19 protein-coding genes, 1 rRNA gene and 1 riboswitch are annotated in these 16,994 nt (G+C 44.9%); of the genes, 17 read left to right on the top strand and 3 right to left on the bottom strand.

Annotation, left to right across the window (positions count from 1 at the left end; genetic code table 11):
• Nucleotides 1-115, top strand: a 5S ribosomal RNA gene (rrf, locus tag MH117_RS25765); the annotation flags it as partial.
• A 128-nt stretch (nt 116-243) separates the two neighbouring features.
• Here the strand turns inward: rrf and MH117_RS25760 are convergent.
• A complete protein-coding gene (locus MH117_RS25760) occupies nt 244-1,113 on the bottom strand; it encodes an SDR family oxidoreductase (RefSeq protein ID WP_239333878.1) in 870 nt (289 codons plus the stop codon).
• Between the two features lie 113 nt (nt 1,114-1,226).
• Nucleotides 1,227-1,751: a hypothetical protein gene (locus MH117_RS25755; protein ID WP_239333876.1), complete on the bottom strand. Its 525-nt coding sequence runs from the start codon at nt 1,749-1,751 to the stop codon at nt 1,227-1,229.
• A gap of 232 nt (nt 1,752-1,983) precedes the next feature.
• On the opposite strand from MH117_RS25755, the gene MH117_RS25750 reads away from it, so the two are divergent.
• The 10 genes from MH117_RS25750 (at nt 1,984) to rsmI (ending at nt 9,509) form a co-directional block, all read left to right on the top strand.
• The gene (locus MH117_RS25750) at nt 1,984-2,169 is read left to right on the top strand and encodes a sigma factor G inhibitor Gin (protein ID WP_239333874.1); all 186 of its coding nucleotides are present in this window, start codon (nt 1,984-1,986) and stop codon (nt 2,167-2,169) included.
• Nucleotides 2,170-2,400: 231 nt separating this feature from the next.
• Nucleotides 2,401-3,990: an aminotransferase class I/II-fold pyridoxal phosphate-dependent enzyme gene (locus tag MH117_RS25745; protein ID WP_239333872.1), complete on the top strand. Its 1,590-nt coding sequence runs from the start codon at nt 2,401-2,403 to the stop codon at nt 3,988-3,990.
• Between the two features lie 19 nt (nt 3,991-4,009).
• Entirely contained in the window at nt 4,010-4,654 is a 645-nt protein-coding gene (gene tmk, locus MH117_RS25740; protein ID WP_239333896.1) for a dTMP kinase, read from the top strand.
• Nucleotides 4,655-4,706: 52 nt separating this feature from the next.
• Nucleotides 4,707-5,036 carry a cyclic-di-AMP receptor gene (locus MH117_RS25735; RefSeq protein WP_239333870.1) on the top strand — a complete coding sequence of 110 codons (330 nt, stop codon included), beginning with the start codon at nt 4,707-4,709 and terminating at the stop codon, nt 5,034-5,036.
• A gap of 16 nt (nt 5,037-5,052) precedes the next feature.
• Nucleotides 5,053-5,496, top strand: a complete 444-nt coding sequence (locus tag MH117_RS25730) for a YaaR family protein (RefSeq protein WP_028543468.1) — start codon at nt 5,053-5,055, stop codon at nt 5,494-5,496.
• A gap of 46 nt (nt 5,497-5,542) precedes the next feature.
• On the top strand, nt 5,543-6,523 hold the full coding sequence (holB, locus tag MH117_RS25725; RefSeq protein WP_239333868.1) for a DNA polymerase III subunit delta': 981 nt from the start codon (nt 5,543-5,545) through the stop codon (nt 6,521-6,523).
• Entirely contained in the window at nt 6,524-7,324 is an 801-nt protein-coding gene (locus MH117_RS25720) for a PSP1 domain-containing protein (protein ID WP_028543466.1), read from the top strand.
• A 38-nt stretch (nt 7,325-7,362) separates the two neighbouring features.
• Complete coding sequence (locus tag MH117_RS25715; protein WP_239333894.1) at nt 7,363-7,749, top strand: initiation-control protein YabA; 387 nt, start codon at nt 7,363-7,365, stop codon at nt 7,747-7,749.
• Nucleotides 7,750-7,840: 91 nt separating this feature from the next.
• A complete protein-coding gene (locus MH117_RS25710) occupies nt 7,841-8,599 on the top strand; it encodes a tRNA1(Val) (adenine(37)-N6)-methyltransferase (protein ID WP_239333866.1) in 759 nt (252 codons plus the stop codon).
• Between the two features lie 4 nt (nt 8,600-8,603).
• Nucleotides 8,604-9,509, top strand: coding sequence for a 16S rRNA (cytidine(1402)-2'-O)-methyltransferase (gene rsmI / locus MH117_RS25705; protein ID WP_239333892.1), 906 nt, complete (start codon nt 8,604-8,606; stop codon nt 9,507-9,509).
• Nucleotides 9,510-9,727: 218 nt separating this feature from the next.
• On the opposite strand, the gene MH117_RS25700 is transcribed toward rsmI, so the two are convergent.
• Nucleotides 9,728-9,982 (bottom strand): AbrB/MazE/SpoVT family DNA-binding domain-containing protein, encoded by a 255-nt coding sequence (locus tag MH117_RS25700; RefSeq protein ID WP_005545514.1) that lies wholly within the window; start codon nt 9,980-9,982, stop codon nt 9,728-9,730.
• Nucleotides 9,983-10,321: 339 nt separating this feature from the next.
• On the opposite strand from MH117_RS25700, the gene MH117_RS25695 reads away from it, so the two are divergent.
• The 6 genes from MH117_RS25695 (at nt 10,322) to yabG (ending at nt 16,971) form a co-directional block, all read left to right on the top strand.
• A complete protein-coding gene (locus MH117_RS25695) occupies nt 10,322-11,617 on the top strand; it encodes an HD domain-containing protein (protein ID WP_239333864.1) in 1,296 nt (431 codons plus the stop codon).
• Between the two features lie 35 nt (nt 11,618-11,652).
• Nucleotides 11,653-12,420 (top strand): TatD family hydrolase, encoded by a 768-nt coding sequence (locus MH117_RS25690; RefSeq protein WP_239333862.1) that lies wholly within the window; start codon nt 11,653-11,655, stop codon nt 12,418-12,420.
• 192 nt (nt 12,421-12,612) lie between these two features.
• A riboswitch (cyclic di-AMP (ydaO/yuaA leader) is annotated at nt 12,613-12,806 on the top strand.
• A gap of 292 nt (nt 12,807-13,098) precedes the next feature.
• The gene (locus MH117_RS25685; protein ID WP_239333860.1) at nt 13,099-14,220 is read left to right on the top strand and encodes a 3D domain-containing protein; all 1,122 of its coding nucleotides are present in this window, start codon (nt 13,099-13,101) and stop codon (nt 14,218-14,220) included.
• A gap of 149 nt (nt 14,221-14,369) precedes the next feature.
• Nucleotides 14,370-14,912, top strand: a complete 543-nt coding sequence (gene rnmV / locus MH117_RS25680) for a ribonuclease M5 (RefSeq protein WP_239333858.1) — start codon at nt 14,370-14,372, stop codon at nt 14,910-14,912.
• 158 nt (nt 14,913-15,070) lie between these two features.
• Nucleotides 15,071-15,961, top strand: coding sequence for a 16S rRNA (adenine(1518)-N(6)/adenine(1519)-N(6))-dimethyltransferase RsmA (gene rsmA, locus MH117_RS25675; RefSeq protein WP_239333856.1), 891 nt, complete (start codon nt 15,071-15,073; stop codon nt 15,959-15,961).
• A gap of 116 nt (nt 15,962-16,077) precedes the next feature.
• A complete protein-coding gene (gene yabG, locus MH117_RS25670) occupies nt 16,078-16,971 on the top strand; it encodes a sporulation peptidase YabG (RefSeq protein ID WP_239333854.1) in 894 nt (297 codons plus the stop codon).
• The last annotated feature ends 23 nt before the right edge of the window (nt 16,972-16,994 follow it).

The raw sequence follows: 16,994 nt of genomic DNA, 5'->3' as shown, positions 1-16,994 counted from the left end.
TGGTGGCGATGGCGGAGGGGTTCCACGCGTACCCATCCCGAACACGACCGTTAAGCCCTCCAGCGCCGATGGTACTTGGACCGCAGGGTCCTGGGAGAGTAGGACGTTGCCAAGCAGATAAAGAAGCTGTCCCAAAAGGCCTGAATAGGCCCGAGGGAAGCTTCTTTTTTATTTGAAGAGTTATTTTATTATTAAATAAAGTGTCTAAGTTAAGTTTTAGTAGGTGTTTTTTAACTCTTGCAGCTATCCATTTACAATTTCCCCACCATTAATATGGAGAATTTGACCGCTCATATAGGAAGAATCTTCACTTGCCAAATATACATAACCGGCTGCGAGTTCAATAGGTTGGCCAGGGCGCTGCATCGGAGTATTTGCCCCAAACTCACTTACCTTTTGCTCATCGAAAGTGGAAGGAATAAGAGGTGTCCAAATTGGGCCAGGTGCTACTCCATTTACCCGAATGCCATGTTTAGCTAGATTTGCAGATAAGGAACGAGTAAACGATACGACGGCTCCTTTTGTAGAAGAGTAATCAAGCAATTCTGCGCTGCCACGATACGCTGTGACAGAGGTCGTGTTAATGATAGTGTCTCCTTTTTTCAAATGAGGCATTGCTGCCTTTGTTAAATGAAACATGGAAAAGATATTAGTTTTAAATGTTTTCTCCAGCTGTTGGGTAGAAATATCCGTAATATTAGCTTGTGGATGTTGTTCTGCAGCGTTATTTACAAGTATGTTTAACCCACCAAGCTTTGTTATGGTTTGCTTAATGACTTCTAAACAGAACGATTCATCGCCAATATCCCCAGGTAGAAGCAGACAATGAACACCTTCGGACTCAATTTCATTTTGGGTTAGTAAAGCATCTTCATGTTCATTTAGGTATACAACAGCGATACTTGCACCTTCCTTGGCAAACGCAATAGCTACGGCTCTGCCAATTCCACTGTCACCACCGGTAATAAGCGCTACCTTTCCTTTAAGTTTACCTGCTGCTTTGTATGTTGACCCTTCATAATTAGGAAGAGGTTTCATTTCGGATTCAGTTCCCGGTTGTTGATTTTGATGTTGTGGCGGTATTGTATGCGATGGCTGCGGCTGAGATGGCATTTACTTGCACTCCTTTTTAGTTAAATCGTACATAATCTACATTAGTGTGGCCAAAATAAAAAAAATCACCCATTCGCAGAAGAATGGGTGAAGAATAGTATAAATATAGAGGATTATGCTTTATATATTAAGAATAGATTCGTTTCTAATTTAATCAGTTTGTCTTCTGAAACCGACATGGCTGCAATTGTGGTAAACAGACGCGGTCCAATAATCCACAAGTGCCAAAATAGAAATTGCAGCGTAAAGCCAAGTGGCAGCCAAGGGCTCAAGGCACCAATAATAACTATTCCAATTAGCAGGGTAGATAATAATATTTTGCTCCAATAACGAAATCCAATAAACTGCTGCTCAAGAGGAAGGAAACCGATCCATGGTGGCTTCCACTGGAATCCCCAACGCTTGCGATAGGTATACCGATCAATTACAAAGAGTGAACGTGATATGACGTAGTGAATCCAAATGAGCGTGCTCCATGCCAGGAAGCTGTATGCTATTCCGAGAATGCCGTCTGCCCAACACGCGGCACCTGCTGCTAATAGACCAAGAAACATGTAGCTGTAGTTAACGACTTTGGAGAAACGATATTTGCGTAATAACTGATAGTTGTAAAATGTTCGTTCCTGTCTGGCTTGCATGTGGCCACTCCTTTATTCTATGAGTTTCACCAGTACGATATATATCGGTTCAAATGGTGGTAGAATGAAGGCATCATCGCAAAAAGCCGTCATGTCCTGCAAAACGTACATACACCTTTCTAAACGTAGTGCATATGATGCAATAAATATTTGAAAAGTTTCTATGAAATCGGTTTACTGTTCTATTAATCAGGACATACTACATATAAATCATATTAAAGGTGGGATTGTCATGGAGGGCCGGACGGAGCATTGCTGTATCGTATGCGGACAACAAAAAACGGAAGGCATGGTCATCGTCAATCAGTTTATTTGTTCAGGGTGTGAGCAGGAGATGGTGCACACCGATGTTAAGGATGATAAGTATCCATTTTACATTCATCAATTAAAGCGTCTGTGGCTTCAGCTGCAAGCTTAAAGTTAGACGGGTTTATTTGGGCTTATAAGGCAAGGCTTTTATTTATGTACTGGGATAGTTTATCTCGTAAAGTTCATTTTTATTTACATGACAAGAGTCCGGGTGCGGGCTCTTTTTTTGATAATGATGCAAATTATAGCACTAATGACAAAAGAGTTTCTGATAGGGGATAAACACAGGAATTGATTTGCGTTACAATAGAATTATTATGTCTTAAAAAAGGTGCAGCAAATGAATGAAATGACTCGAGAACAGATGCCGCTAGTAGAGGCACTGCTAAAATATGAACAGGCTAAGCACGTATCCATGCACGTGCCCGGTCATAAGAATGGGGCGGCGTACGAGCGTGCCGCCGCAGAGACGAACGATGCTGCGCATGCATCGTTATATCGCCGCTATGCGGCGCTGCTCGGGCAGGACGTGACCGAGGTAGAGGGCACGGATGATCTGCATGAGCCGACTGGCGCCATAAGAGAGGCGCAGCAGCTGGCCGCGCAGTGCTTTGGGGCGGAGGAGACGTACTTCCTCGTTAGTGGAAGTACGAGCGGGAACATTGCCGCTATTTTGTCCTGCTGCACTAAGCCTGGTGATATCGTCATTGTGCAGCGTAATGTACATAAGTCTGTCCTTCACGGGCTTATGCTGGCGGGTGCTCGTGCTATCTTTGTCAGTCCTTGTGCGGATAAAGACAGCGGATTACTCACTGCCCCATCGAAGGAGACTATAGCGGCGGCCGTACAACGCTACCCGGAAGCAAAGGCAGTTGTGCTGTGCAATCCAAATTACTACGGATTGGGCGTAGACCTAACTCCAATAGCGGATTCCGTTCATGCGCACGGGCTGCCGCTGATCGTGGATGAAGCCCATGGGGCTCACTACGGGCTTCATCCGAAGCTCCCTAAGTCTGCGCTGCAAGCAGGCGCAGATTTAGTAGTACAGTCCACGCATAAGATGCTGCTTGGCATGACAATGAGCGCCATGCTCCATGTTCAAGGAGCTCGTATATGCCGCAAACGTCTTGCGAAGGCGTTGACCATGATTCAAAGCTCTAGTCCCTCGTATCCTTTGATGGCATCTTTGGATATGAGTCGACATTATGTACAAACACGTGGTCCGGCAGCCTTTACAGAGGGTTTAGCAGCAGTTGAATATTTGCGTTCATGGATCGGGAGATCCAATACGTTCAGTTGTATATCACCTAAGGAATCAGTTCGCAGCGTTGATAAGGATAATGATCAATCGTCTACTCATCCATTGGTTGATCCATTTAAAGTGGTCATATATGAGCGATACGGCAATTGCACAGGATATGATTTGCTTGACCGTTTGCGGGAGAACGGTATTGTAGCGGAAATGGCTGATCTAAACTATGTTGTGTTATTGTGTACGCTCGGCACAACGTTAGCAGAAGTGGAAAGAGTGGCTGCAGCCCTGGTGCATTTGGAGGATCAGCTTAAGATTAAGAGGGAGGTAGAGACAAGGTCTCATAAAGATAGTAGACACAAGGATAGAGAGTCAGCCTCGATTCGAAAATTGTCTCTCCAAGCTACTCAAATGGAAGATTTAATAGCTGAACCAATCGCTTTTTCCATTTTTGACCTTGATCAGCGTCAGGTTCGATTTATTGACACAAGTGAAGCAGCAGGTTATGATGCGGCAGAGGCTGTTGTCCCATATCCCCCAGGTATACCGCTTTTATATGCCGGGGAAACGATATCAGCTGCGCATATTAAGTTATTACAGCAATTATCTGAGGCGGGAGCGAAGTGTCAGGATGCCTCGGATAAGACGCTGCGGACACTGCTGGTGTACGAGAAATAAGAAGGGATTGTTGATTATAATGGCCTACCCAGGCTTGTTTATATCTTTAGAGGGCGGCGAAGGTGCCGGAAAGTCGACTTCGATTGTTTTGCTGCAGCGTGAGTTGGAAGCAAAAGGGTACAAGGTGCTGGTCACACGTGAACCAGGCGGTATTCGAATTGCAGAGCGTATCCGCGAAGTTATTCTGAATACTGAGTATACGGAGATGGACCCCCATACAGAAGCGCTCTTATATGCAGCAGCGCGAAGGCAGCATTTGGTCGAGAAGGTGATACCTGCATTGGAAAATGGGGTAATCGTTATTAGTGACCGCTTTGTAGATAGCAGTTTAGCGTATCAAGGCTATGCCCGCGGCTTAGGAATTGATGCCGTCTGGAGAATTAATCAGTTTGCAGTACAGGCTGTGATGCCAGATGTTACTTATTGGTTGGACATTGCCCCTGATGTAGGCTTACGACGTATCGAAGCAAACCAATTGCGGGAAGTAAATCGATTGGATCAAGAGGCATTGTCCTTTCACTATAAAGTGCAGGAAGGGTATCAAATCATTGCTCAGCGTCATCCAGATCGCATTGTTCGTATCGATGCTGCACAGGCACCAGAGGCCATTGTCTCGCATATGATGGAGAATTTACAGCAACGCACGAGGATGATGGGGAAATGATGTATAATTAGATTAATACCGCTTTTCATTATATTATGAGGAGGATGACAGCATGAAGTTAATTGTGGCCATTGTACAAGACAAGGATAGCAATCGGCTAAGTCATGCCCTGGTCAAAGCCGATTACCGCGCAACGAAGCTTGCAAGCACGGGCGGCTTTCTACGAGCGGGTAATACGACATTTATGATAGGTGTCGAGGATGAACAGGTCGAGGATGTGCTCGAAGTCATTCGCACCAATTGTAAGGTACGAGATCAATTGGTTACTCCCGTTACACCAATGAGTGGAACGACGGATTCGTATATGCCGCTTCCCGTTGAGGTGCAGGTTGGCGGAGCAACAGTGTTTGTAATGCCGGTAGATCGTTTTGAACATTTCTAAGTTAGGGTGATGAAAGGTGAAGATTAACCCGGGCTTTCGCCCTTTTGGTAAAGATGTACGTCTTGGCGACCCTGTGGCTAAGCCTGTCACCACGAAGTCATTCGCGGATATGATGCAGCAGCAGGATGGACGTTCCTCTAATGAAGAGATGCAGCAGAGGCTGCAGGATATATACAAACAAGGCGAGCGGTTATCGAAGTCAATGACCGTACGTGAATTACGTTTATACAAGACGATGGTTAAGCGATTTTTGGAGGATACCGTTCGACGTGGTGTCGCAATCCGGGATGCAAGAGGATGGGACAGACGCGGTCGCAGTAAACGATATCGATTGGTGGAAGAGATAGATACCGCTTTGTTGGAATTAGCTGACGAATTACTCCAGAGCGAAGAGGGTAAGATTGACATGCTAAACAAAGTCGGTGAAATACGTGGCATGTTGATAAACTTGACATTTTAACAACCTATGCTGAGAGGTAGCAGGTTATTAGAAAGGATCATACCAGATGTCATTTGAGCATATCCTTGGTCAGGAAAGGGCTAAGGCGATCTTGCAGCATGGCCTTCGAGCCGACAAAGTCTCACATGCTTACTTATTCAGCGGGCCTCGGGGTACAGGACGTGTTCAGACGGCAATAACTTTGGCAAAAGCTATGTTCTGTGAGCGTATGAAGGAAGATTCCTGTGATGAATGTTTGTCCTGCCGCAAGATTGATCACGGCAACCATCCGGACGTGCATATGATCGTGCCGGAAGGGCAATCGATCAAGATTGATCAGATTCGTGATCTGCAGCGCGAATTTTCATATCGTACTCACCCGTCGGGACGGAAAATATACATTATGGAGCAGGCTGACAAAATGACGGTGCAAGCGGCAAACAGTCTGCTTAAATTTTTGGAAGAGCCAACGAGCCCCTCAATTGCGATTCTAATTGCAGATAATGGACAAGCTATGCTTCCGACGATTATTTCACGTTCACAGTGGGTGCCATTTACGCCTACGAATCCTGAGCAAATTTATCATAAGCTGGTTGAAGAAGGTAGTGTGTCTACACTTGCACGTGTTGCCGTTCAATTGGTAAACGGATTGGATGCCAGCAGGCATTTATGCCAACAGAATTGGTTTGCAGAATTGAGAAACGTAATGTTACAATTAGGGAAGGAGTGCGGGGTACGACTGTCCTCAGCACTCCTACTAGCACAGCAGAAAGTATTCAAGACGGAGCTTGCGGAACATTCGGACATGTTGTTCCGATTGTTTCATCTCTGGTTTCGAGATATGTTGTATTACCAATTGAACCGACAGGACAGCCTCGTATTTCAAGATCAGCTCGAACTAATGGGCAAGATTGCGTGGACGAGAACAGCCGATGGATGGATTCGGTGCATGGAAGCTGCGGCGGAAGCGCAGAAGCGGGTACGCGCTAACGTAAACCCGCAGCTAGTGTTTGAGCAGTTTCTGGTTGGGATGCAAGGAGGTACTTGATTGTATAATGTGGTCGGCGTCCGTTTTAAAAGAGCGGGCAAAATTTATTATTTCGACCCGGTCGAATGGCCGGTCCAGAAGGACCAGCATGTGATCGTCGAAACGGCGCGCGGCATCGAGTACGGCAAAGTCGTCATCGGTCCGAAGACGGTCGGCGAGAACGATGTGGTACTTCCATTAAAGAAGGTCATCCGGGTAGCGACGGATGTAGATGGGCAACTGGTGGAGTCGAACCGCCAGGCAGCAAAGGATGCATTTGGTACATGCTTAGAGAAGATTAAAACACACCAGTTAAGGATGAAGTTGGTTGATGTCGAATATACGTTTGATCGGAACAAGATCATTTTCTACTTTACTGCGGAAGGCAGAGTTGACTTCCGGGAATTGGTTAAGGACCTAGCGAGCGTATTCCGTACCCGCATTGAGCTAAGACAGATCGGTGTACGTGATGAGGCAAAGATGCTTGGCGGAATAGGGCCTTGTGGACGTGTGCTCTGCTGTTCCTCATGGTTAGGTGATTTTGAACCGGTATCCATCAAAATGGCAAAAGACCAGAACTTATCATTAAATCCTACCAAGATTTCCGGTTTGTGTGGTCGTCTCATGTGTTGCTTGAAGTATGAGCATGATAACTATGAAAGTGCGAAGGAAGAACTACCTGCTGTCGGCAGATTGGTTGTAACCTCGTTAGGAGAAGGTAAAGTAGTCGGCTTGAATGCTGGTGAACGAAAAGTACATGTGCAGCTGTTCGAAGTTGGGAAAGTGAAGGAACTATTATTTGACGATGTGGTCGTGAAGTAATGTTGTAGGACATCTGTATGATACTCTGGGGTGGGAACTTGGAGAAGAGAGATATTTTTACACAAATTCATGGTCTAGAAACGAATATGGGTAACCTTCATCAAGAAGTCGGTGCACTGAAGCTGATCGTGAAGGAGCTGCTGGAAGAGAACCAGCGTCTGTTGATGGAGAATCAGCAACTGCGCAAAGTTCTGCAGCTTGAGCATCATGAGCAAGACCAGACAGCTTCCGTTCCAACCGGGGAATCTGCACCCGCAGCTGATATTCCTTTGGACGAAGCGGAGGCAAAAGCCAATTTAGTTGGTGAAGGCTACGACAATTTGGCACGCTTGTACCATGAAGGATTTCATATTTGCAACGTATATTATGGTCATTTGCGTACGGAAGGCGACTGCTTATTCTGTTTGTCCTTCCTCAATAAATAACCGGTGCCGTAGGTGATGGAATCTTACATTCCTCCCTACGGCTTTCTCATATACACATATTGATATCGGAACAAAGGAGATACCTGCACACATGAATGTAACCTTACATCCTTCCGAGCGTCTGGATGATTTGTTAACGCATGATTTACGTATTATTCAGAGCGACGAAGTATTCAGCTTCTCTTTGGATGCTGTTCTATTAGCCCGATTTGCTGCAGTACCTGTTAGGGGGCGTATTCTTGATTTATGTACAGGAAATGGAGCTATCCCGTTATTGTTAACGACTCGGACGAAAGCACACATTGACGGCATTGAAATACAGCCCAGACTAGCTGATATGGCTCAACGTAGTGTAGAAATAAACGGACTTACTGGACAGATTAAGATTATGGAGGGGGACCTCAAGACCTTAAGGCTTGTTGGGGATCAAAATCTTTATGATGCGATAACCGTTAATCCTCCATATATGTCAGTTGCGTCAGGTGATTTGAAGGAGAACGAACATAAAGCAATGGCTCGTCATGAGATAGGATGTACGTTGGAAGATGTAATAGCCGCATGCGCGAGATTGTTAAAGGTTGGTGGTAAGCTGTCAATGGTACATCGTCCGTCACGACTGGTAGATATGATGGCGTTAATGAGAACCTATCGACTCGAACCGAAACGTATTCGTTTTGTACATCCGAAGGCTGGATCAGAGGCAAATATGGTACTTATTGAAGCCGCACGGAATGGAAAGCCTGAAGTACGTTTGATGCCGCCTTTAATCGTTTATAATGAAGACAACACCTACTGTGAAGAACTCATGCATATTTACTACGGCGCGAAGTCGGAATTGAGGAATGAATAACATGATGGAATTTCATATACAGAACAGCTATGCGAATTCAGATGATGGTCGAGGCTGTCTTTATCTAGTCGCGACACCTATTGGAAATTTAGAGGATATGACTTTTCGTGCGGTACGTATTCTTAAAGAGGTAGATATTATTGCCGCAGAGGATACGAGAGAATCAAGAAAGCTGTTGAGCCATTTTGATATTCAAGGCAAGAAGCTGTTCAGTTATCATGAACACAATAAGCGTGCAAGCGGACCGGAGCTTGTCCGTTTTATGCTGGAAGGGCATCGTATCGCAATTGTTAGTGATGCAGGTCTACCAGCTATATCCGATCCGGGTATGGACTTAGTCCAACTTGCCATTGAAGCAGGCCTGAACGTAATACCGATCCCTGGTGCCAATGCAGCGTTAAGTGCATTGATTGCATCCGGGCTGGCGACAGATCGTTTTATGTTTATAGGTTTCTTGCCGCGTGAACGTAAAAGAATTGATGAAGTGCTCCTTCAACTTCGACATGAACGCTGCACCCTTATGTTCTACGAGTCTCCGCATCGCGTCATTAAGACATTAGAGCGGATTGAGGAAGTTCTGGGAGATAGACAGATCGTCTTAGCCCGAGAATTAACTAAACGTTATGAGCAATTTGTTCGTGGAAGCGTCGGGGATTGTCTGCGGCATTTGAATGATCAGGCACCGCTAGGGGAATGTTGTATTCTTGTAGAGGGGGTAACAGAAGATAGACTACTGGCTAACCCAGATATGGCGTGGTGGCAGTCGTTAACGATCGAGGAACATGTTAGTCATTACGAAGAAAGTGAAGGAGCTGCACGTAAAGAAGCCATGAAACTGGCAGCTAAAGATCGAGGTATATCCAAACGTGATATCTATCAAGCTTTGCTAGCAACAGAAGCTGATGTCTAGGCGAGTCCTAGAACTTATTAATTTGGCTAAAGTTTGTGCAGATTTGGTGCGTAAGGGATTGATTTTACTGTAGCAGCACCTGTCAGGTGAACCAAATGAATAATTTGGGGCAAAAAAATACCTTCATGGTTGGGTTCAGTAACCATGAAGGCGTCAAGGAAGATATGAAAAAGGTTAGAATTAACATATGTAAGTAAGCCTATTATAACCTACTTTTCTTATTTTGTCACAGGTTGTGGAATTTCTGAGATACATTCGTGACAAACAATTTTTCCTTTGAAGTATGTAACGTTCTCAGCGTTGCCGCAGAAAATACATGCTGGCTCGTATTTTTTAAGCATAATGCGTTCGCCATCTACATAGATCTCAAGCGCGTCTTTTTCTCCGATGCCAAGTGTACGGCGAAGTTCAATCGGAATCACGACACGGCCTAGCTCGTCGACTTTACGAACGATACCTGTGGACTTCATCATAATTAATCGCTCCTCTTTAAACTTATAATATGTCATGTTTCGACAATATTCTATGTTCGTTGTTTTATATCGTACCAACCATTCCCATATTAGTCAACTAGAAATATTGCTAGTTTTGATGCTAATTTATGGTTTATCTTATAGTTTTAGCTGTTTTTTATTAGATATCAACGATTTTTATCTCATTTTTGGTCAGAGAAGGAATTTTTTATTAAACACAGTTGTCAGAATAATCAATAATACCCCATTACTAGGTAGGTCTAAAAGAGCATATAATTTGTCGAAATGACAGAGTAAAACTAACAGTTACTAACTGAAATGAAAAAAGGAGGTAGGAATATGCTGCGAGAAGAAAAGGTGTTTAAAGATCCAGTGCATAATTATGTACACGTACAGGATCGAACGATCTGGGATCTCATCAATACAAAGGAATTTCAACGATTACGGCGCATCAGGCAGCTTGGCACGTCATATCTGACCTTCCATGGCGCCGAGCACAGCAGGTTCTCACACTCCTTGGGCGTTTATGAGATTACGAGACGAATCATCTCTCAATTTGAACGCAATCAGTTTGAAGACTGGCCTGAGGAGGAAGGGCTTGTCGCCTTATGTGCTGCACTGCTTCATGATGTTGGACACGGACCATTTTCACATTCCATTGAAGAGGCTTTCAATGTTCATCATGAAGACTGGACATGCCGAATTATATTGGGGGATTCCGACATCAATCGGGTACTAACACGCAGAGACCCAACGCTGCCAGAACGTATTGCTTCTATTATACGCAAAACTTATGAAAAGAAAATAGTCGTAAATTTAGTTTCGGGACCTCTCGATGCTGATCGAATGGATTATTTGCTGCGGGATGCATATTATACTGGAGTTCACTACGGCACTTTTGATATTGATCGGATATTACGCGTACTTCGCCCTTATAAAGGTCGGATTGTCGTAAAAGAAAGTGGTATGCACGCTGTAGAGCATTATTTAATGTCGAGATATCAAATGTATTGGCAAGTATACTTTCATCCGGTGACACGAAGTTCGGAATTGCTGCTGCGACTTATTTTTAAGCGTGCTACTGAACTATATCACTCGGGATATGTATTTTCTTACTTTCTGGCGCCGCTAGATTCCTTATTTGAAGGGACTATTACTTCTGCACAATATGTTCAATTGGATGAGGCCTTTGTCCAAACCGTATTTACTCAGTGGATGGGGGAGCAGGATGAGCGGCTTTCAGAATTATGTCAGCGATTCATGGAACGAAAGTTGTATAAATATGTAGAGGTCGATCAGTTAAATACGGAGCTAATGGAAGAACTTTGTCAGCAATGGAAGGCTGCAGGACTTGATCCCGCTTATGATCTATGGTTTGATTCCCCTACTGATATGCCTTATGATGTGTATCGTTCTGGAGAAGAACCGACACAAATGCACATTTTATTGCTCGATCGTGACCAACAATTGGTCGAACTGTCAAAAAAGTCGGATATTGTTCGCTCTATCAGTGGATTGCATCGTGGTAAGCATTATATATATTTTCCGATTGATAAAATCAGACAGGCAGCCCCGCGACTTTCTGAATCAGTTGTCCGACTACTTCAACTACAAGAGGATCGAGCGTCACAGTAGGAACCTACTAGAGGATACAAGGAGAGTAATTCGACATGATATTTGACACACATACCCATTTGGATAATGAAGCCTTTAATGAAGATCGTGAGGAAGTAATTGCTCGCGCTTTAGAACAAGGCGTGACACGAATGGTAAACGTAGGCTTTAACCGGGAAACGATCCCGACGACCATGGAGTTGGCGGAGAAGTACCCCTTTATTTATGCGGCTGTGGGATGGCACCCAGTTGATGCAATTACGATGCAGAAGACGGATATCGATTGGATCGCCAAGTTGACTGAGCATAAAAAAGTAGTAGCTATTGGTGAAATTGGACTCGATTATCATTGGGATACATCACCAAAGGATGTACAGCAACGTGTATTCAGAGAGCAAATCGGACTCGCACGTGAATTGGATATGCCAATTATCATACACAATCGTGATGCACATGAAGATGTAGTTCGTATTTTGAGAGAAGAAAATGCAAAAGAGGTTGGAGGCATTATGCATTCGTTCTCAGGAAGCTGGGAGACCGCTAAAATGTGTCTGGATATGGGCTTTTATATTTCGTTCGGCGGCCCAGTCACGTTTAAGAATGCTAAACAGCCAAAAGAGGTACTTAAACAGGTTCCAATGGATCGTTTATTGGTGGAAACGGATGCTCCTTATTTGACTCCTCATCCTTATCGGGGGAAACGGAATGAAACCGGATACGTTCGGTTAGTGGCAGAGGTAGCAGCTGGATTAAAGGATATGGATTTAGAAGAATTTTGCAGAAAAACAACCGAAAATGCTCTTACATGTTTTGACATACGTTGAAAATCAACGAAAAACTAACGAAAAAAAGTTCTACACCAACATATACATGGATTTGTTTGATAAAATGAGTAAATTTGGCTTTATTTTTGTTGTTTTTAACGAAAAACGTGATTGCGGCAGTCTTTACAACTTTGTCATAAACACGATATGATTTCTCACAGAAGTTCGATTGAACTTGAATATTGTTCCAACCAACCAGTAACGCTGAATTTCCATTGATTTGGAGAGCGGGGGAACCAGAAGCATGCTGCAAGTGCCAGCAGGTGCGGAGTGTATCCTTGGGGTGAATTAAGAGCTGTCGAGCCGTGAGCCGATATGTTCTTATAGGGCGACTCTCATAGCCCGAACCCGACAGCTAACCTCGCAAGCGTACGGAGAGAGGTCCTCGTGTGAGCCCTAGACTGTTGTTTTGTTTGGGTCTTGATGAAGAAGCCACGAAAGAGAGTCCTCTTGAGACAGGCTTCTTTTGTTTTTGCATCTTACGAGACTCGCATCCTTGCATATTTTGCGGAGCGGGTTCATAGGTTGTAAGAACAAGGAGGAAGAGACGACCGTTACTGGAGTTGGTGTGAGAGATAGGCAGGCACAAGCTTATTTTTCGCAAAAATATCCAATAGTCGCGTCAGATGTATCATGCATAACTTCTCGACGGCGGGACTATGTAAGGAGGACCGAGAAATGGGCAACTTCGTGAACAACGATCCCCATGATCCCCGATCATCCAGCAAGTCACTCGCAATGCGATGGAAGCATGAAAATGTGCGTGTTGTTTCTGTAATTGCTGTAGTTGCAATCGCTATAACTTTAGTTAGTGTGCTGGTGGGATTCAGTTATTCCAAAAAGACGGTCGCCATTGTCGTAGATGGACAAGAGCGTCGTTTGGAAACTCGCCAGGAAACGCTTCGTGATGTTTTGGATGAGCACACGATAGCGGTAGGAAGTCATGACGAAGTATCTGTAGCGTTAGATACTGAAGTCAAAGATGGGGCTCAAATCACCATAGAACGTGCTAAGCCAATTCAGATTACGGTGGATGGGCTAACGAAGACGTTGTATACAACTAAGGACAATGTCAAACAAGCACTTACTCAATTAAATATTAACCTGAAAGCGCAAGATAAAATTTTCCCAAGCAAGTTGACCTCGATTGCGTCTAACATGAACATCAAAGTTGTGCGTGTGACCAAAGGGGTTGAGGAGCGTAAGGTGAAGGTTCCTTATCAAGTCGTCAAACAGGCAAACCCGGATATGAAGAAGGGTACCAAAAAGACAGTGCAGCAGGGCCAGTCAGGTTTGGTCGTACAAAAGATCGAAAAGACCTTCGAAGATGGGAAGCTTGTCACTGCCCGTATGGTAGACAAAAAAGTGCAGGCCAAACAAGTCAATAAGGTTATCGCTTACGGTACGAAAAAAGAACCTGAATTAGTGGTACTGTCTGCGGATAGCGATGACGTTGGTCAGTCTTCTGGCGGCAACTCAGATTTTGATTACAAGAAAAAAATTACGAATGTGCAATTAACAGCATACACGGAAACTCCAGGTTCTGTGGGGGCCAAAACAGCCTCCGGAACAAAAGTAACCGAAGGTCGTACGATTGCGGTAGATCCGAAGGTCATTCCACTTGGCTGGTGGGTATACATCGAAGGCATTGGCTTCCGCCGTGCTGAAGACACAGGTGGAGCCGTCAAAGGCAACATCATTGATGTATATTACGACTCCTCCAAGCAAGTGCAGCGTTTCGGACGCAAGAAGGGATATACGGTTTATGTGATCGGTCCTGTGAAGCCGGAGGCGAGTTAGGAAGTCTCTAGTGTAGTGTTAGCTGTGTGGATTGCAGCTGTGTATTTATGATATAGTAATTCATATTCAAATATGTCATGCTAAGAAGAGGGGATTCCCTCTTCTTTTGTATTTTAGTTGTACTTTTTTTGGGAAAGGGGCAATTGCCTGTGATACGTGAGGTTATTGTCGTTGAAGGAAGAGACGACACCGTAGCGATAAAACGAGCGGTAGATGCAGATACTATTGAGACTGGCGGATCGGCTCTAAATGAGATGACGTTTAAGAAGATCGCGCTGGCGCATGAGCGCCGGGGCGTTATTATATTTACGGACCCTGACTTCGCTGGTGAACGGATTCGCAAAGCGATTGCAGCTCGTGTACCTGGATGCAAGCATGCATTCCTAACCAAGCAGGAGGCGCTCGCCAAAGGGGACATTGGGGTGGAGAATGCTTCGCCCGCAGCGATTCGCCATGCACTTGATCATCTGCGAACAGAGATGCCTGCCTATGAAGGCACAGTGCTTACCTGGACTGATCTGGTCCAGGCAGGACTTACTGCTTATGAGGGATCGGCCGATAGACGCATGAGACTAGGTGAAATACTAGGTATAGGGTATTGTAATGCCAAGCAATTATTAAAGCGTTGTACGACCTTTCAGATTAGTCGAGAAGAATTTGAAGATGCTCTGCGACGTCTAGACACCAATTAAATGTAAGTGTCAATAGGACGACAGCATATATTTCGATGCTTATGATCATTAGATTTTATCGTACTAACTGAGGTATCGGGATACGAATTGGAGCATTTAAGGCCCACATTAGGTGAAAATTTGCGAATGTGTGTAAATTTATGGAAGGCGGGTAAAGAATGACGCAAGTAAGACCGGACATTGCCACACCAACACGAACCAAAGATATCATACGAAAGCACGGTTTTTCATTTAAGAAGAGCCTAGGCCAAAATTTTCTTATTGATATGAATGTTATGCGCCGTATCGTCCAAGCAGCAGATCTGGATGAGCATACAGGTGCGCTTGAGATTGGACCTGGGATCGGAGCATTGACAGAGCAGCTGGCGAAGCAGGCAAGCAAGGTCGCAGCAGTAGAAATCGACCAGCGTTTGATTCCTATTTTAGCGGAGGTCATGGAGCCGTATAACAATGTTAGCGTTGTACATGGCGATGTGCTAAAAGTCGATTTGCCGGCACTGTTTCAAGAACAATTTGCGGAGATGGATAAGGTGAGTGTCGTGGCGAATCTGCCATATTACGTGACTACTCCCATTATGATGAAGTTGCTGGAAGAGCGTCTTCCACTCAAAAATATTGTCGTTATGATTCAGAAGGAAGTAGCTGAACGCATGGCGGCCTCACCTGGCGGCAAAGAATTTGGCAGTCTGAGTGTTGCAGTCCAATACTACAGCGAACCCGAGATTGTGTGCACGGTTCCCCATACTGTATTTATTCCACAGCCTAATGTAGAATCTGCGGTTATCCGCTTAAAGGTAAGAGACAAGCCTCCTGTGGAAGTAAATGACGAATCCCGATTTTTTGAAGTCGTTCAAGCGAGCTTCACGCAGCGACGCAAGACGATTTGGAATAACTTAAAGGCACGTTATAGTGGTGATATTGGCATAGATCAGCTGCAAACCGCTTTGGAGACGGCTGGAATCAATCCTACACGCAGAGGCGAGACTTTGTCACTTGAAGAGTTTGCGCGCCTTAGTGAGGCTATAGGGTCTTCATATGACGCTTTGTAATTAGTTACATAATTTTAGCGCCTCTATTTATAACCAGCTAGCCCCCAAAAGGGGCTTTTTTGTTTAGGCACCAATCCTGACTTCCGCCCATACGATAGGTAAGAGGTGATAAGGGCATGAAGGTGGGAGATCTGGTCATACGCAAATCTTATGGTGGGGATATTACATTCCGGATAGAAGGGATTTATGAGCACATATCGTTGTTAAAAGGAACGGATTATCGACTAGTGGCCGATGCTCCGACATCAGATCTGGTCAATGTGCCTGAGACAACGATGAAACGGCGTAAGCAGCAAGCACAAATTAAAATGATTGAATCCGTGGAAGCACTGGAACGCCACAGACAGCGCCAATCAGAGCGCCGTCAAACAGAATTTCAATTTGCTGATGCTCCGAACCAGGCGGCCCATTTCGAAATGCCAGGCAAGGTGCTTCATCTGGACGGAGACCCGAACTATTTACAAAAAAGCATGACCTTGTATAACCAACTGCGGGTTCCCGCAGAAGGGCACTACGTGTCGGAGGCCAAGATGTCTGACGCTGTTTACACACTGTTGCCTCGATCGCGTCCAGATATTATCGTGATTACAGGGCATGACGGCGTGTTAAAAGGTTTAAAGCATCGAGACTTATATAGTCTGCAGAGTTATAAAAATTCACAAAACTTCGTAAATGCAGTCAAGACGGCTAGGCAGTATGAACGGAACCTGGATATGTTAACGGTTATAGCAGGTGCCTGTCAGTCTCACTTTGAGGCGCTGCTACAAAACGGCGCAAACTTTGCCAGCTCCCCGGGCCGTATTATGATTCATGCACTTGATCCGGCATACGTGGCGGCCAAAGCAGCCTACACCTCCATTCGCGACACTATTCATATTGCGGACATTGCTCCGCATACGATAACAGGTACGGAAGGGTTAGGTGGCATTGAAACTCGGGGGAGCCATCGACTAGGTATGCCGAAGTGGAAAGACCTGTCCACGCTGAACGTTACACCATCCGTTACTTAATTTTTTTAGGTCATTATGCATAA

This window comes from Paenibacillus sp. ACRRX (assembly GCF_022346885.1).
GTDB lineage: Bacteria > Bacillota > Bacilli > Paenibacillales > Paenibacillaceae > Paenibacillus_B.
Note: the sequence above shows the minus strand (reverse complement) of the source record. Positions and strands in the feature narration are given on the sequence as shown.

What these genes read in the sequence shown, in the direction of transcription:
- yabG (WP_239333854.1), top strand. Translation starts at nt 16,078, where the DNA reads ATGAAGGTGGGAGATCTGGTCATACGCAAATCTTATGGTGGGGATATT.
- holB (WP_239333868.1), top strand. Translation starts at nt 5,543, where the DNA reads ATGTCATTTGAGCATATCCTTGGTCAGGAAAGGGCTAAGGCGATCTTG.
- MH117_RS25750 (WP_239333874.1), top strand. Translation starts at nt 1,984, where the DNA reads ATGGAGGGCCGGACGGAGCATTGCTGTATCGTATGCGGACAACAAAAA.
- MH117_RS25755 (WP_239333876.1), bottom strand. Translation starts at nt 1,751, where the DNA reads ATGCAAGCCAGACAGGAACGAACATTTTACAACTATCAGTTATTACGC.
- rsmI (WP_239333892.1), top strand. Translation starts at nt 8,604, where the DNA reads ATGGAATTTCATATACAGAACAGCTATGCGAATTCAGATGATGGTCGA.
- MH117_RS25685 (WP_239333860.1), top strand. Translation starts at nt 13,099, where the DNA reads ATGGGCAACTTCGTGAACAACGATCCCCATGATCCCCGATCATCCAGC.
- MH117_RS25710 (WP_239333866.1), top strand. Translation starts at nt 7,841, where the DNA reads ATGAATGTAACCTTACATCCTTCCGAGCGTCTGGATGATTTGTTAACG.
- rsmA (WP_239333856.1), top strand. Translation starts at nt 15,071, where the DNA reads ATGACGCAAGTAAGACCGGACATTGCCACACCAACACGAACCAAAGAT.
- MH117_RS25735 (WP_239333870.1), top strand. Translation starts at nt 4,707, where the DNA reads ATGAAGTTAATTGTGGCCATTGTACAAGACAAGGATAGCAATCGGCTA.
- tmk (WP_239333896.1), top strand. Translation starts at nt 4,010, where the DNA reads ATGGCCTACCCAGGCTTGTTTATATCTTTAGAGGGCGGCGAAGGTGCC.
- MH117_RS25700 (WP_005545514.1), bottom strand. Translation starts at nt 9,982, where the DNA reads ATGATGAAGTCCACAGGTATCGTTCGTAAAGTCGACGAGCTAGGCCGT.
- MH117_RS25760 (WP_239333878.1), bottom strand. Translation starts at nt 1,113, where the DNA reads ATGCCATCTCAGCCGCAGCCATCGCATACAATACCGCCACAACATCAA.
- MH117_RS25745 (WP_239333872.1), top strand. Translation starts at nt 2,401, where the DNA reads ATGAATGAAATGACTCGAGAACAGATGCCGCTAGTAGAGGCACTGCTA.
- MH117_RS25695 (WP_239333864.1), top strand. Translation starts at nt 10,322, where the DNA reads ATGCTGCGAGAAGAAAAGGTGTTTAAAGATCCAGTGCATAATTATGTA.
- MH117_RS25690 (WP_239333862.1), top strand. Translation starts at nt 11,653, where the DNA reads ATGATATTTGACACACATACCCATTTGGATAATGAAGCCTTTAATGAA.